The 16545-nt window shown below is 39.2% G+C and carries 10 protein-coding genes; 3 read left to right on the top strand and 7 right to left on the bottom strand.

Annotation, left to right across the window (positions count from 1 at the left end; all coding sequences use genetic code 11):
• Position 1: 1 nt before the first annotated feature.
• A complete protein-coding gene (locus tag M2419_RS26765; protein WP_182330598.1) occupies positions 2–1231 on the bottom strand; it encodes a pitrilysin family protein in 1230 nt (409 codons plus the stop codon).
• A gap of 227 nt (positions 1232–1458) precedes the next feature.
• A complete protein-coding gene (locus tag M2419_RS26770; protein ID WP_153844518.1) occupies positions 1459–4296 on the bottom strand; it encodes an outer membrane beta-barrel protein in 2838 nt (945 codons plus the stop codon).
• Positions 4297–4565: 269 nt separating this feature from the next.
• Between M2419_RS26770 and M2419_RS26775 the strand changes: the two genes are divergently transcribed.
• Entirely contained in the window at positions 4566–5162 is a 597-nt protein-coding gene (locus tag M2419_RS26775) for a ribonuclease HII (protein WP_153844519.1), read from the top strand.
• 30 nt (positions 5163–5192) lie between these two features.
• On the opposite strand, the gene M2419_RS26780 is transcribed toward M2419_RS26775, so the two are convergent.
• The 5 genes from M2419_RS26780 to M2419_RS26800 form a co-directional block, all read right to left on the bottom strand.
• Positions 5193–7673 (bottom strand): YfhO family protein, encoded by a 2481-nt coding sequence (locus M2419_RS26780; protein ID WP_153844520.1) that lies wholly within the window; start codon positions 7671–7673, stop codon positions 5193–5195.
• Between the two features lie 323 nt (positions 7674–7996).
• The gene (locus tag M2419_RS26785; protein WP_046673052.1) at positions 7997–8317 is read right to left on the bottom strand and encodes a YbjQ family protein; all 321 of its coding nucleotides are present in this window, start codon (positions 8315–8317) and stop codon (positions 7997–7999) included.
• 3 nt (positions 8318–8320) lie between these two features.
• Positions 8321–9007 carry a TrkA family potassium uptake protein gene (locus tag M2419_RS26790; protein ID WP_153844521.1) on the bottom strand — a complete coding sequence of 229 codons (687 nt, stop codon included), beginning with the start codon at positions 9005–9007 and terminating at the stop codon, positions 8321–8323.
• A gap of 110 nt (positions 9008–9117) precedes the next feature.
• A complete protein-coding gene (locus tag M2419_RS26795; RefSeq protein WP_227550074.1) occupies positions 9118–10908 on the bottom strand; it encodes a TrkH family potassium uptake protein in 1791 nt (596 codons plus the stop codon).
• Between the two features lie 146 nt (positions 10909–11054).
• Positions 11055–12950, bottom strand: a complete 1896-nt coding sequence (locus M2419_RS26800; protein WP_182330597.1) for a hypothetical protein — start codon at positions 12948–12950, stop codon at positions 11055–11057.
• Between the two features lie 95 nt (positions 12951–13045).
• Here M2419_RS26800 and M2419_RS26805 point away from each other — a divergent pair, with 95 nt between their 5' ends.
• Positions 13046–14083, top strand: a complete 1038-nt coding sequence (locus M2419_RS26805) for a hypothetical protein (RefSeq protein WP_153844522.1) — start codon at positions 13046–13048, stop codon at positions 14081–14083.
• On the top strand, positions 14043–16496 hold the full coding sequence (locus tag M2419_RS26810; RefSeq protein ID WP_182330595.1) for a hypothetical protein: 2454 nt from the start codon (positions 14043–14045) through the stop codon (positions 16494–16496). Before M2419_RS26805 ends, M2419_RS26810 begins: the two co-directional genes overlap by 41 nt.
• Positions 16497–16545 lie beyond the last annotated feature (49 nt).

The raw sequence follows: 16545 nt of genomic DNA on the forward strand, positions 1-16545 counted from the left end.
TTCAGTCTTCGGGAACAAAACTTAGCGACAACATCTTCTTCGGATCAAATACATCTTGTGCTATTTCCAGCAGCCCTGTATTCGTCAAATCCTGAATTTTTTCAATTACTTCGTCCAATAAGATGACACGATCATAGTCCATCACGTTTTTCGCGGCAGAGATAATCATACTCATACGGTTCTCTTCGGTCAAAGCAATCTGCCCAATAAATTTCTGCTTCGCCTTTTTTACTGCAGTTTCGGATAGCGGTTGCTCGCTCAGCTTCGCAAGTTCTTTAAAGACGAGTTTTTTAGCTTTTTCAACTTTTTCTTCATCGGTACCGAGGTAAATACTAAATAACCCTGTATCCGAAAAAATAGTATAATTAGATTCAATGGTATAGGCTATTCCATATTTCTCCCGTATGGAAAGATTCAGGATAGATCCCATTCCCATTCCACCAAGCATATTATTTAAAAGCAGCAGCCCCGTCTTACGGTCATCTCGATAATTATAAGCTAAAGAACCGAGCATATAATGCACCTGATTGATTGGCTTGCCTACGGCAACATGCTGTTCAACAAGCGGTCTGACATCATTGCGGAGACGTTCTATCGTATTTGAAGGCACCGTCCCAAACACTTTGTGCAACAATCGCTCAACTTCTTTTAGCGTATAATTTCCCGTGATACCAATGACCATTTCATTTGTATCATAATTTGCCCGCATAAAATCGACAATATCACCCTTTTGCAGTGCAAGAAGCTGATCTTCCAGGCCCAAAATATTATGCCCTAAACCAGATCCCTGAAAAACCAGATCTTCAAAATCGTCCACAATAGACTCTTCCGGGCTATCCAGATAAGATGCCATTTCATCTACAATGACAGATTTTTCTTTATCCAATTCTATGTCGGGGAAAGTGGAATGAAAAAAGATATCTTCAAAAAGATCTAACGCACGATTTAAATAAGGCTGAAGAATAGAGGCATGTACACAGGTATACTCCTTCGTCGTATAGGCATTTAAATCTCCGCCAACGGATTCCAAATGATTTATAATCTGTTGTGTAGAGCGTCTTTCAGTACGCTTAAATAAAAGGTGCTCAATAAAATGGGCTACACCATACTTCCCAGCAGACTCGTCCCGAGACCCTGCGTTGATGACCATGCAGACATGTGTAACCGGTAAATTTTGATATTGAAATACTACGCGTATTCCGTTTGAAAGTCTAATAATTTCGTATTCCATGCAGTACAAACTTGCTGTAGCTTCTTTTAGTTTATCTATTTTTTGTGCCCATTAACCTTGACAATCTTCCCTAAAACAAAAAATATAAAATCTTACATTTTTTGTTACGTTGCTCTATCTTCAAAATCGTATGGGCATATGAAGTCTTCACAAAACTAGGCATTTTTAAATGCAAAACGGTCATAGCGAAATCACTATGACCGTTTTTATATCCTATAGGAATCAGATTACATACGCGGAGGTCTCATTCCGCCCGGAAATCTATTCTCTCCTTCTGGATTTCCCATCGCAAATTTTTGGAATTTATAGGTAAACAGAATCATAAAATATCGACCCAAACGGTTGGTACGGCTATCTGTAATCATAGACTCACTCACCGTTCTTGAAACATTCGTTTGCTGATTTAACAAGTCAAATGCTTGTAGACGTACAGTACCACGTTGTTGACTCAAGAACTTCTGCTCCAAGTAGGTATTTATGACGAAAGGATTTGCGTTAATGCCGGCTCCATAACCACTGTTGAATTGTTTGGATAGATCCGCTCCGAAAATGGTTGTTTTTGTTATGTTAACAGAGCCAATCAATGTTGGTGTCCAAGAAGAAACATTCGTCGTACGATTTGTCAATGAATTCTCTGTATGATTAAATTGGTAGCGTACTCCCGGATTTATTTCTAAATTCTCGGAAGGATTATATCTAAACATTAAACCTTGATTTAATACAATATTCCGGGCGACGTTCTTTTGACCGATGTTATCATCTTTCTCCGTGGAAACATATCCAATATTTTTATTGTAAGACACACCACCCATTAACATAATATTATATGTTTTTTCTTTCAGTGATTTACCATAATGATAGAAAGAACTCACATTAAATGGCTTATCGCTTGTTTCATTCAAATAGCGGGTTTCAGAAACTAGCGTTGAATTTGTCTGTCCTGTTTGATAATCCATTAGATCATCAAAATAGCTTTTGCTCAAGCTCACAATCTTGTTGTTAGTAAGACCGGCATTAACGAACGCAAAAAAGTTGTTTCCCTTTTGAAAATCATTCTTACGGAATCTTACATTCAATTGATGGCTAAACTCCGGATTCAAATTTGCATTACCGATCACGATACTGGTCCGGTTTGTACTCATATCAAATGGCAAAATTTGGGTTACCGAAGGCTCATTCGGTGTTCCCGAATAATTGACAGAGATATTGGACTGTCTCGAAAATTTATACTCAAAACGTGCAATAGGCATCCAGTTCATGTTGTTCCGATGAATTGGAACCACTAATCCTGAACTGATCGCATCGCCTCTCAATTGAGAAGGCTGAGCCGCTGCTCCAATGGAATAGGTTATTTTATCGCCACTATACAAATAGTTTGCTCCGATTTTATGTGTTGTGAAGGAATAATCATAATTATAATCAAAATTCAACTTGGGATCTTCTGCAATAAGGTTTCCATCGCGATCAAACCCTTGTTGTTTATTCGAATTGTCATACTTGTTTTTGTTGAAATCATAGGTAAACTCTACTTTTCCTTTCTCGGAAACAGGTTCAGTATAATTCACCGAAGCCCCCCCATTCCAACTTTTATTATTTGCTTCCAGAATCGTTTTTTCATAAATCGAGTCTAAAGGAGCATTTGCATTGTTGGGATCAGCCAATAGCCTATCTAAAATTGCATTCTGATCCTTCGTTGTTTTTGCATTATTGAAGTTCATGTTTACAAAAACATTCCTTCCTTTATCATTAAATTTATGATTATACAATCCGCTAATCCCAAATCTCGGTGCAGTAGAATTTGCAACAATATCTTGGGCCTGTGAATTATTAAATACGTTACTACGGTAAGTTAGCGAATTAGTACCTGTCGTTACATCACTATTGTCGTAACCAAACTGAGGAGAAATTTTGATATAATCTTTTGTTGTAGGTTTCCATTCAACATTTGCTTCAAAACGGTGGCTTGCTCCTACCGTATTGGAATTAGATTGAACACTATCCGTTTGCATGATATTAGGTAGTGTATTTTCCTGAAAGCGCTGCGATATTGTTGTATTGTTGCTATGGCTATAACTGTAACTACCGTAAACCGTCAATTTATCATTAAAGTCTTTACGGTAATTCAGCCCAATAGAACCGATTTTAGTTAAACCGTCCGATCCGCCAAACATGCCGCCGCCGCGACGGCCGCCGCCACCTTGGCCACGACGCGCACCACCACCTACGGTACTAAAATCAAATAAGGGTGCATTGGTATTGTTCAAATTTCCCAATACAGAAATTTGTTCACCTTCGCGCATTCCCATCCACATCCCTGTAGCCTGGTAACGATCTTCGGTTCCCACGCCTGCCCGTAGGGTAGTCATGTGTCCTGTATTGTATTTTGGGTCAATCTGAATATTTAATACTTTTTCTGAATCACCCGTTTTATTACCGGTGACATTGGCCATATCGCCATAGTCATCGATGACCTGCATCTTTTGGATAATATTTGCCGGTAGATTTTGTGTAGCTGTCTTGACATCTCCACCGAAGAAATCTTTTCCATTTATACGAACCCGCTTAACAGACTCCCCTTGTGCCGTAACATTACCATCCTTATCGACTTCGACCCCTTGTAATTTTTTCAAAGCGTCCTCTGCAACAGCCCCATCGCGGAGTTTTAGATCTTTCATGGTATATTCGAGGGTATCACTTTTGACAACGACTGTAGGAACACCATCAACAACAACTTCTTGTAGCATCTGTGAGTTCTGTTGTAAAGTCAAACTTGGAATAATATGCTTTGATTCGCCTTTAGGGATACTAAATTCCTGCTCAAAACGTTCGAAACCAAGGTTTGAAACCGTAATTTTAAAGGTGTCCGCCTTGACTTTATCAAAGATAAAAATCCCGGCCATATTGGATCCTGTCGTCATGGAATCCAATTTTGACGTTAATTTCACTGTTGCACCGGCGACAATTCGATTCTTGTCGTCCTTCAACATTCCCTGTACGCTCTTCGTCTGGCCATAAACGGTCCATCCCATCAGCATACTAAACAAAAAAAGCACAAAGCCTCTCATAATACGTATTTTTATATTTCTATAATTGATAAATCTTTGACTCTAAAACTATTGCTCAAGTTTAATTTGAAACAATATGGCCTAGACAAGAACAAACTTTTATTTTGTTAATGGAAATTATTCCAACGTTTTAATAGTCTAGCGCTCTAAATCTTTACAAAAGAAGACATTATTAGTGTTAATTAATGTAAACGGTCGATATTCACACAGAAGTTACAATAGATAACTCTAAATTTATTTGTATTTTCGGCTATTTTAAAGAACTGAACATGCTATTATCATATTATCAGGAGCAGTGGATAGAGGCCGGCTGTGACGAAGCGGGAAGAGGTTGTCTGGCAGGGCCAGTTTTCGCTGCAGCAGTGATTTTCCCGACAGACTACCATCACGAACTTCTTAATGACTCCAAACAACTTAGTGAAAAAAAGAGGATGGCTTTACGCCCCATCATTGAGCGCGAAGCCCTTGCTTATGCCGTTGCGAGCGTCTCAGCAGAAGAAATAGATCGCATAAATATCCACAAGGCGAGCTACCTAGCGATGCACAAGGCACTTGATCTCTTAAAGACCAAAGCCGAGTATATTATTGTTGACGGGAACAAGTTTATTCCATATCAGCAAATACCACATACATGTATCATCAAGGGCGACGGGAAATATCTATCGATTGCCGCAGCTTCGATTCTGGCTAAAACTTACCGGGATGAATACATGGATAACATCGCCTTGGATTATCCCGATTACGACTGGCTCAACAACAAAGGGTATCCGACAGTTAAGCACAGAACAGCCGTATTGGCACACGGCTCCACTCCACATCATAGAAAGAGCTTTAGAATAACCGATCCGCAGCTCAAATTATTCTAAAGCTCTAAAATGCTTCGAAAAGAAACAGCTTTAAGCCGCTGTTTCTTTTTTATTCCCTCTAAAGGAGAAATATATCGCCGCTCCTATTCCCAGTACAAGAACAATAGACGAGATTAATGTCAATAAATTACCCATTTTGTGCGATTCAGGATCAAAGATAAATTCTACCTTATGTGTACCTGCTGGCAACTGTAATGCTCTTAGGATATAGTCGGCACGAATAATTGGCGTTTCCTTTCCATCCACATAGGCTTTCCAACCTTTATCATAAAATACTTCAGAAAATACCGCAAATGCATCACTAGCCGCTGTATATTCATATTGCATTTTATCCGGGTGGTATGATGTCAGTTTAATCTCGCCTGATGTCGACGCATTCGAAGTCTTCGCTTTTACTTCATTTTGATATTGCTGGTTGACAAAAGCTTCTTTATGCGGATCAAACGAGCTGATAGCCTGCATCTCCTCGGCATTTCCTTTCACAAAACTTACCCGATCCACAAACCAGGCATTTCCTGCCGCGGTACTTCTCCGCACAATACGCTGTGATTGATTTTGAGGATCTGTTGTAATCAGATAACGCACATTAAACATATCCAACACATCTTCATTGAGCGCACCATTAAATTGATTTTCCAGAATTTCCTGGAAGCGCATTAATTTTGCAGCATGGTATCCACCTAGAGATTTATGGAAGTAGGATGGACGGGCATCCGAAAACGGGTCCGAAGTCAAGTCTAGTACGCGGTAGCTTGGATCTTTATCCATTAAGATCAATTGATCCACTTCACGTTGTTGGAATACTTGCTGTGCAGTAGCTCCTTTTTCCATAAAAGATTTATCATTCAAAGAGCGTTTATCTATGCTCCATAAGTCAAACAAGAATAAGACCAGCAATGTCCCCAGTAATACACCTTCGCTCAGTTTCTTCTTTAAAAAGACCCAAACAAATCCAAAAGTTAATAGAACGATGACAAAGGAACGATAGGCATCTTTACTCGCAATATCTTTGCGATCTAAGACCAATTGATTTGCCAACTCCGTCGCAAAGGCCTTGTCGCCTATCTGGTGCTCAAACGTTGCTACTAAATTGCTATGCTCAGCATTCCTAAAACTTAAAAAGAGATCGGGCATCACGCCAATAAGAAGACAGACGCCGCCGACACCAATAAAAGTATACAGCACTTTTTTATCTAAGTGTGGAATCTCCTTCGCCCGTGTCAAAAGCTCGTTGACAGCCAAAATTGCCATCATAGGTACTGTAATGGAAACCACAACAAGAATGGATTCAACAGCCCTAAACTTATTGTACATTGGGAAATAGTCAAAGAACAGATCTGATACAAGTGTAAAGTTTTTTCCAAATGACAAAAGCAATGCTAAAATGGTTGTTGCCAAAATCCACCACTTGATCCGATCTTTGACAATAAAAAGGCCTAAAACAAATAGGAAAAAAACACCGGCCCCAAAATACCATGGTCCCGAAGTAAAACGTTTATCGCCCCAATAGGTTGGCATGCCTTGAGCCATCTGACCAGCTTGAATCTCCGACGCACCTCCTCGTTCCATTAGGAATTTAGCGACATGTGATTTTTCGTCCAATTGTCCGCCAGTTGAACCACCATATGCATTTGGAATCAAAAAGGTAATGGTTTCACCAATCCCTTGGCTCCACTCATAGGCATATTCTTTATCAAGCCCTTTCTCTTTGGTGTTGTTGTTATCAACCTTCGTGATATTGGCATGTCCACGCGTACTTAATTTACTATATTCCCAAGTTGGTAATAAAATTGATGCATTTACCATCAAAGCGATGACCACTGCGATAATCTGCCTACCCGAAGCAATAAAAAAACCTTTTAATTGTTTTTGTTTAATTGCATCTACGAAAGTGAAAATCACGTATACCATCAGGACTATCAACAGGTAATAGGTTGTTTGCAAGTGATTTACACGAATCTCCAGCGAAAGAAACAGAGCCAATAATACAGGGCCCCACAATTTACTTCCCCGATAACACATAATGACCGCAGCAATAACGGGTGGAATAAATGCAATTGCATTAGCCCTTGTTATATGCCCAGCTTCAATATAAATAAAATTATAGGATGTAAACGCAATGGCTATTGCACCAATTGCTGCCAGCCAGGGTTTGATCCTTAAGACACTAAAAAGGAAATAAGCACCCAACAAATAAAACAGCACCGTATCCATTGGGCTCGGAAAGGCGAACTTAACCGCTTTTAAGAAATAAGTACCAATGTTATTCTCATTTTCTTGCCAAATTTGATAAGTCGGCATCCCGCCAAACATAGAGTTAGTCCATAAGGGCGCTTTACCATCCTTTGCCTTAAAATCAAATAATTCCTTCTGTGCCGCCTGCGCTTGTACCACATCCGACTGCGCAAGCGTTTTTCCTTGCCAAACAGGGGTAAAATAAAAAAATACGAGCGCAATGAATATCGCAATAACGATCAAATGTGCCGAATTCGCCTTAAACCAATTTTTCATCCGTATAAATTTGTCATTTAAAGGTGATGAATATATCTAATTTATTCAATTTACCAAATAATCGTTCATTCATAACTTGCCTTTCGTTGTATTTATGAACACATTACACGCGGTTTGATAAAACTCGATGATTTCATTTACCTTCTTAGGTTGTTTAAAAGTCTTAAAAGCCAAACTTAGATAAATTTGTTTTTATATACAATTATAATTATCGCTCAGATTGCTGTTAACAGAAAGTTTATAATAGGTATTAAATACGATCGATCCATGTCACGTCTTTTAAGCACTAAAAAAGCCCTAATGTTATTTAGGGCTTTAGGTAATTAAGATCTCATTTTTACGGCCGTTCCCGTTGCGCCTACCATCATCATACCCCCTGTTCCTACGGTTTGAAAGTCCAGTCGAACCCCAACGACAGCATCAGCCCCTAAAGCGCGAGCGCGGTCTTCAAGTTCACGTAGCGCTGCCTCACGGGTTTCCTGGAATGCACGTTCATAAGAATTGGATCTTCCGCCAAAAAAATCACGAAAACCCGCCATCATATCCTTGATTGCATTCGCTCCCAGAACCACTTCGGAAGAGACTATCCCCAAATAACGTTCAATTTGGTGCCCCTCAATAGTACCAGTTGTTGTCAATAACATATTTTATTCTCCTTTTTGAATTAACTTATTAATATTGGATAACTCCCCAAAAACAACCAAAATATCGCCTTCTTCCATGATCGTTTCCGAGGCAGCAATTCCAGAGGCTTCCTTTTGTTCTTTGGTCACACCGTCCTTCTTCGTTTCTGTGATCTTCACAGTGGTCAACACGATAACCTTGTATAAATTGGTCAGGTTCGCTTCACGTAATGTCATGCCCACATAACGAGCAGGCACTTTAGTCTCCACAATGGAATATTTATCCGAAACCTTAAACGAATCGACAATATCAATATTGTCCAAGCGCATCGCCAATCGCTCAGCAGCTTCTTCTTCGGGCATAATATATTCATTGATTTCCATTGCCTCCAAAACAGTCTTTTGTAAATCTGAAACGATACGGCCAATGATACGTTTGACCTTCAACTGTTTTAAGAGGGCCACGGTCATAAGCGAAGCTCCTTCATCTTCTCCAATAGCAACAATGACAGCATGCGCATCTTTCAGTGGTAATGAAGAAACCGCCTCTCGGTCGGTTGTGTCTAGGCATACCGTATGTGTTATCTTGTCCTTTAGCTGTTCAACGATGCTGAGATTTCGGTCGGCACCAATCACCTCATGTCCGAGCTCAGTAAGATGTATTCCTAAAGAACGTCCAAAATGCCCCAATCCTAAAACAATATACTTCATATCTCAAACTAAAATAAATTTACTTTTATTTCCAAGCTCTCTTTCGATTTATATACTTATATTTCTCTGATAAGGCCTTCAAGAGTTAATCAAAACACCCTTCTATGTACCTAAAACAAGATCTTTTCTTCCGGAAATACAATATTTCTCCGTGTTGTATTTTTAATAAAAGCGACCAGCAGAGTCAGCATACCCACACGTCCGACGAGCATTGTTAAGGCAATAATCAATTTTCCGCCCATACTGAGTGATGGTGTAATCCCCAAACTTAACCCACATGTTGTATAGGCTGATAGTGATTCAAAGAGGAGTGCTTTCATACTCTTATCGGGATCTGTAAAAATGAGCACAAAAAAACTGAACCCAACGACGAATAGCGACAACAGAATAATAGCAAACGCTTTGTTAACAGACTCGCCGGCTATCCTCCTTTTAAAAATCTCAATATATTCTTTTCCCTTAGCCAGAGAAACAATATTCAACAGTGAAACAGCAACGGTAGTTACCTTTACTCCCCCACCAGTAGATCCGGGAGAAGCCCCGACCCACATCAGAAGCATAATCAAAAAAACAGTCGGTGGCCCGACAAAACTCAAATCAACACTATTGTATCCTGCCGAACGCGCTGCATTGGCCATAAAGAAGGAAGTCGCCCATTCACCATCGATTCCCCGCTCAAGAGAAAGTGTGTTCCCTCGCTCCAAAAAGTAGAAAAACAAAGTTGCACCTACAATAATAATCGCGTTACAAATCAGCACCAATTTAGAATTAAAGCTAAAGCTCCATGCTTTATGCTTATAGTTTTTCTTTGTGATCCATCGGTGATAATAAAGCAATATGGATTCTTTAATATAGGTGTAGAAATTCAATACAATTCCAAAACCCAAACCGCCAAGAATGAAGAGCGACGATAACGCCAATTGGAATGGGTAATTGAATTTATAGGCTTCATTGGTAATTCCCCCAGATAAGATCGAAAATCCAGCATTACAGAATGAAGAAATAGAATGAAAGATCGAAAAGAAAACCATGCTCCCTAAATTTGGAAAATTAGCACTTTCTAGGGTACTAAAGATCAGTATAGCACCAAGAAACTCAAACAGCAGCGTAATAAATATCATGGTCAATAGGGTTTTAATGACAGAGGCAACTTTATTTTCACCTAGAATTTCACCAAACATCAATTGGTTCTTAAAAGAAAATCCCCCGGAGAAAAAATAGCCAAAAAAACCTGTAAAGGTCATAATGCCCAATCCGCCTACCTGTATCAGGACAATGACCACAGTTTGTCCGAACATGCTAAAATTGGTTGAAATATCGGCAACCGACAAGCCAGTGATACAAACAGCACTAGTTGCCATAAATAAGGCGTCCACAAAACTTAATGGAGCTTCTACCGTGGTACGGGGCAGCATCAAGAGTACGGTCCCGAGCAAGATAAGAACCAGGAAACTGATGACAAATAATATTGTCGGATTAAAATAAAAATTGTCAAAGAAAAGCGTGCTTTTCGATAGCTCCGCGATAAAAATAAGATAGATTCCTAGATAAACCCACTGTTCTCTTGAAAAAACAGAAAGCGCTCCAAATCCTGCAAAACGGGCAATAAGAATAAATACAAAGTAAATGAGGATAACTAAGCCCGCGTAATGCTCAACAGCAATTTTTTTGAGTGCGTAAATGGAAGATGACTCGCGGAGAGCAATCATGAAAAAGAGGACAAAGAAAAGATAATGAATTGTTTTACCCAGCAATTTTCCCAATGCAGGATCAGTGACATAGCCCACATTGAAAATAACGATTGCAGCGCAAATCATGCTCACATAGAACATGATTTTGTCTACAAGCCCATTTTTATATTTGAAAACAAATCGGATAAAACTTAAAATCGAATCTATCATAATGTCTCAAACTAAGATAAATCTGTCAATAAATGCAAATCTATCTCCGTTGTATTTTTTGGCGCGCTAACGAAGCCGACAATGAGTATTTATAAAAAATAAGGGCTACAGCATCAACCGGTAACCTTTCCACGTGAAACGGACCCTCAATTTCCCGTTCCTTCTTTCTCGAGTTCCTTTTCAGCTTTTTCACGGTCACGCTTCCGCTTCTCTTCAATCTTTGCCGCCTCTTTGGCCTCATCTTCCTTTTCTTCCTTCAGCAACTCCTCAGGAGTTTTGTGTTTCTTAAATATACTTGAAATCATTTTCTTGGCTTTGCTGATTCCCCCAACGACTTTTTCAACTTTTCCAGCCGTATTCATCAGTTTAGCCTCCCGTTCTGGACCAAGACCGACACATTGTTTGATTCCAACCAACAAAGTCTGCCACATCGCTTTAAAAAACGGATGATTGGGATCCCGACGCTTGTTAATATGCCCCACCGTATATTTACCGTATAAATCCGGATTGCCCGGATTAAACAAAACCTGATTAATCATAAAAGACAGCAGCCCTTTCTTTTCTCGACGACCATCATCACCTGCCTCTGACAGGATATTAACTTTGAGGTCGTCATAATCCATTTTAAAGGTTCCTTTACTACGGTAATCGTTAGCCCAAATGTCAAATGTAATCTGACTGAGATTGCCCGATTTTACCTCAACATTTAACAATGGACGAATCATTTTATTAACGACTGTTAGATCCATTTTCCCAAGTGTGCCCTTATAGGTGTAGGCTCCAACTTTAGAGGTCATATCAAACACAAAGTTGGTAGAAAGCTTACCAGCATTCATAAAATTGCTACTCAAATTTGCACGCATTAGCTTCTGCTTAAGCAATTTTGTCGAATCATTTGTCACATTTAATATTGTCCCATAAGTGTGATCAAAAGTAATGGTTCCGATTTGACTATACTCATCACTCATTTCAGAATACGCAATTCCAATATTATCTAAAATCAATGAATCAATTCCCAGGCGTGTCGACATTTGCATTAATTTCATATGCGGAGCATTTCCAATCTGACTGGTTGGAGGGCTTTTATAATGCTTATCACTGTAAATCGAAAGTGAACCATTTTTTAAGCGTGCATTTTGTGCGTATATTTTCTTATCCCGGGAAAGCTCGGCAAAATTGAATCCCGTCAAAAGAAGTGTGTCCATTTTCAGCACCATATAGCTTCCACCCTCTCCTTTCTTCCGGTAATAAGCCGCCTTATTCAGCGTCGGCTGATAAGCAACTTTAGTCAACAGGACATTGCGGTTTTTACTATTGATTTTCAACTGATCGAAGTTTACTTTATAAAACCCATCCGGAGTTTTATAGGTAAAACCGGGCACCTCAATATCAATCATTTTCGTATGATAGAAGCGCTGTCTGTCGTGCTCAGAAGTCGAATCGATCAAAACATCATCTATCCGGACTTTGACCTTCTTGACCTCGAAATCTTGATAAACTCCTTTTTGGACTTGCGTATATTTAAAATCAATGTCATTCAAATTGACAGCCCGCACCTGAATTTTTTTCAGATTGTCCTTTATTTTCTCATACAGTGGTTTTTTAGGTCCCCGACTCACCGTATCATTATAACGGTGTACCTCATTAATGACATGAATCGTTGGTCTTTCGACGGTGATATCATTCAGAAAAAGTTCCTTATCCATCAATACCCTCCGAATACCAAAGCTTTTTATTTTCAACCTATTGATGGAAATTTCGAAGCGGTTATCTGGTGCTTTCTTGACCAGCTCCAACTTTTTATAGATGGAACTATCTGACACGAGATGCAGATTATCTATTGTTATATTCCCTAATAATAGGTTGACGTGGATATCGTCGTATTTAATAGTATACAAATTGTCCGTTGCTTGAGACACCAGCTGTTTGATTTTAGTATCTAAAAGAGGCTTCCACTTATTGCTAAAATACCAAATACCTCCAGCCAATGCCAATAGGATAAACGCTACAATACCAAGGATCCATTTGAAAATAGGCTTCATAAAGTCACAATCTCTTTGTAATTTCGTCTTTATTTTATTGAATAACAAACAAAATTAAGCCCATTTTGTTTGAATAACGACTAAATAAAGTGAATATGCTGCGTAAAACACAACTATTTTTATTTCTTGTACCGCTCTCTCTACTTTTTTTAAGTTCCTGCACCAAAACAAAGCATGAAACAGGCTTCTATTTTTGGAAGACAGTATTTCAGTTAGACACCGTAGAAAGCCGCTCTTTAAAGGAAATTGACGCGAAATCTATCTATGTCCGCATCATGGATATTGATTTCGATCCATCTGGTGTACAAGCCGTCCCTATTAGCCCCATTACGTTTTCGCAACCTGTCCCCAAAGAACAGCAGTTGATTCCTGTAGTATTTGTCAACCAACGTATTTTTGTAGAAATGGATAGCCTGCAGATCAGAGGACTGGCAAATAAAATTGTTCCGTTTGTGACGGCTAAAATACAACAAGCAGGAAAGGAAAAATTTACCGAACTTCAACTGGACTGCGATTGGACAAAGACATCCCGTGATAAATTTTTCTACCTGCTCACCTATTTACAACAATTGCCAGCCTTAAAAGATGTTGTCGTAAGCTCTACTCTGCGGCTACACCAGGTCAAAAACACAGTCACCAGTGGAATTCCACCTGTGAAAAAAGCAATGTTAATGTGTTACAACATGGGAAATCTCAGACAATTTGGCAATCAGAACTCCATTTTAAATCAACAGGACCTCAAGACCTATCTAAGCGGAACATTACGCAACTATCCCATGGAAATGGATATTGCATTACCGCTATTTCAGTGGTTTGTCGTTTTCAGAAATAATAATTACATCGGTATTTCAAAACATATCAATGAAGAAGATCTCAAAGACTCGTCATTGTTTACCCATAATCCCAATACGAACCTCTATATTTTAACGAAAGATCTCCCAAAAGCAAACCTTAAAAAGGGAGATGTTATACGTTTTGAATCCATAAATCAGGAGGAACTCTTACAAACGGCAAAATTTTTGAAGGGAGAGCTGAAAGGAAAAGAACACCGGATTATTTTTTATCATTTAGATCAAGCTACACTAGCAAACCATGGCAATGCCGAATTACAAAAAATTATTGCTGCTTTCTAGCACGACATTAGCTTTCTTCTTTGGGGAGATCGCAACCAATATCGCCTGTGGTCCTGAAATGGATCCTTACGACAATCAAACGACATATTATCTCCCCAATCTGGAGGACAATGGATTTTCTGCCTTTCAATTTATCCCATACCAATTTCTTTATACGGAAGAAGCTCCAGTCAAAGAAAGTTTAATCAATGCCGAAACCTGGGCTAAACACTTAGGTTCACAGGTCAAGGTTAAGGATATCGAACAATTGATGTACAATAGCAACGATGCAACTGCTAATTTAGCAAGCAATCAACAAAAGTCGGCTTGGACAAACCTTCCCGATTCCATTAGGGGAAATACGTTCCTAAGCACGTTGATTGACGGAAAACATGAAGCTGAACGTGCTTATTTTATGTTCACCAAAAAGCAGGAACCTATCACGAATATTCAACATAACTATTGGGATCCGGATACCCGAAATTTCAAAGAAATTACTCAATTTGCTGAGCTCGCCGAACAGCAGATCACGAAGTACCCCAAAAATAGCTTTCTCTATATCCGTTATGCTTATCAAGCCGCCCGCTTATATCTATTTGGACAGGAATACGCCAAGAGCATGACAATCTATGAAAAGTACCTGCAACCGGCTAAGGGAGATGAAGCCATCCTCAATTGGGCACTATCCAACTACGCTGGCGCTGTACGCAAAAATGGCGATGCAGCAAAGGCAGCTTATCTCTTTTCCAAATTATTCACTGCCAGTCCAGAAAGGCGCATCCTAGCGTATGCTAATTTCCATTATATCACAGCCAGCGATGCCGAGATATTTCAATATGCAAAAAATGATGCAGATCGATTCAATATCAATGCTATAATAGGCTTTGGCACAAGTGACTATGCCCTGAAATATCTGATCGACTGCTATCAGTTCGATCCGGCCAATACCGTAAATGCCGTACTATTGGGACGCGAAGTCAATAAGATAGAAACAGAAATGAACGAGTCTTTTTACCTCAGTAGCGATAATTATAATTACTACAGTAAAAATGACGATAAAGGAAAGGTTAAACTACATCTGGATTCTCTCCGCAATTTTGCCCTAAAACTTTATCGCGACAAAAAATATATTCAACCCCAATTAGGCCTTATTACTGCTGCCTACCTAAGCTGGATGAATAAGGAAAATACGTTAGCAAAAGAATACCTTTCCGAAATAAAAGAGACTGACCTCAGTCCAAAATTAATTGATCAGCTTCAAATTACCCGATTGCTCACGCAATTAACTGACTGGCAAAGCAGTAAGCAACTAGATGAAGTTCAATTGACCAAAACGCTATCTTGGTTAGAAGAAAAAGCAAAACTTGATGGTAAAGAAGATATCCGCAAACAAAATTGGGGATATAGTGCTTTTGAATATAGCAACTATAGTTTAATCTGCCGGAATATTCTACAAAATCTTGTCGTAAAACACTACTTAAGTACACAAGATACCGCTATGGCTAGTTTAGCTGCTGTAAAGGCGGATGCCTTTTACAACTATGGCTTTGTGAAAGACTCACTGGAAGATAATATGCAGTGGACAACAATGCACTTCTGGGAAAATAGCCTTACACCTAAAACGCTGTTAAAAATAAGAAATTTACTGTCGGACAATTCCCAACAGAATACCCTATCTAAATTCTTATTGAAGGATATCAAACATTTCAACAAAGATTATCTCACAGAATTACTGGGTACAACCTACCTGCGCGAACTGGATTTCCAAAAAGCAGCAAAAACTTTAGCGGGACTTCCTAAAGACCATAAAATAAAAGAAATTAAAAACTGGTACGATGCGGATGAAAGCGATATTACACCGAATCCATTTATTGTTACTATAAATGATTACCCAAAAAAATATGGTAAAGAGTCCACCACTAAGCTAAAATATGCTGAACGCATGGCACGCTTGGAAAATGCTATAAAAACGGAAAAGAACAACCAGAAAAAAGCCGAGTATTATTTCCAAATGGCCACAGGTATCTATCAGACAAGCACCTATGGAAATGCTTGGTCCCTGGTGTCCTATGACTGGTCGTCCACAGACAACCACGCAGCTTCGACACTTCACTGGCAACGAAATTATCTACAGACAAAATCAGCAAAAGAATGGTACAGCAAAGCGCGTACGCTGAGCACAGACAAAGAGTTCAAAGCGAAATGTACCTTTATGCTTGCCAAATGTGAACAAAAAGATTTTGTTTATACCAATGAATCGCGTTGGCAGTATTATGATTCACCCTTGAAAAATCCTTTTTACCGTTTCTCAATGCAGAATAAGTATTTCAAAGAATTGAGCACGCAATATAAAGATACACCATTCTTTACCATCGCTTCGAAAGAATGTACCTATCTTCGCGACTTTTTAAACTTGACACAAGCGATACATTAAGGGCTTCTTCCTTCCTCGCTTTACAAAAAAATAGCGCCTTCCTGATGTA

The sequence above is a fragment of the Sphingobacterium sp. BIGb0116 genome (assembly GCF_024808035.1).
GTDB classification, from domain to species: Bacteria; Bacteroidota; Bacteroidia; order Sphingobacteriales; family Sphingobacteriaceae; genus Sphingobacterium; species Sphingobacterium paramultivorum.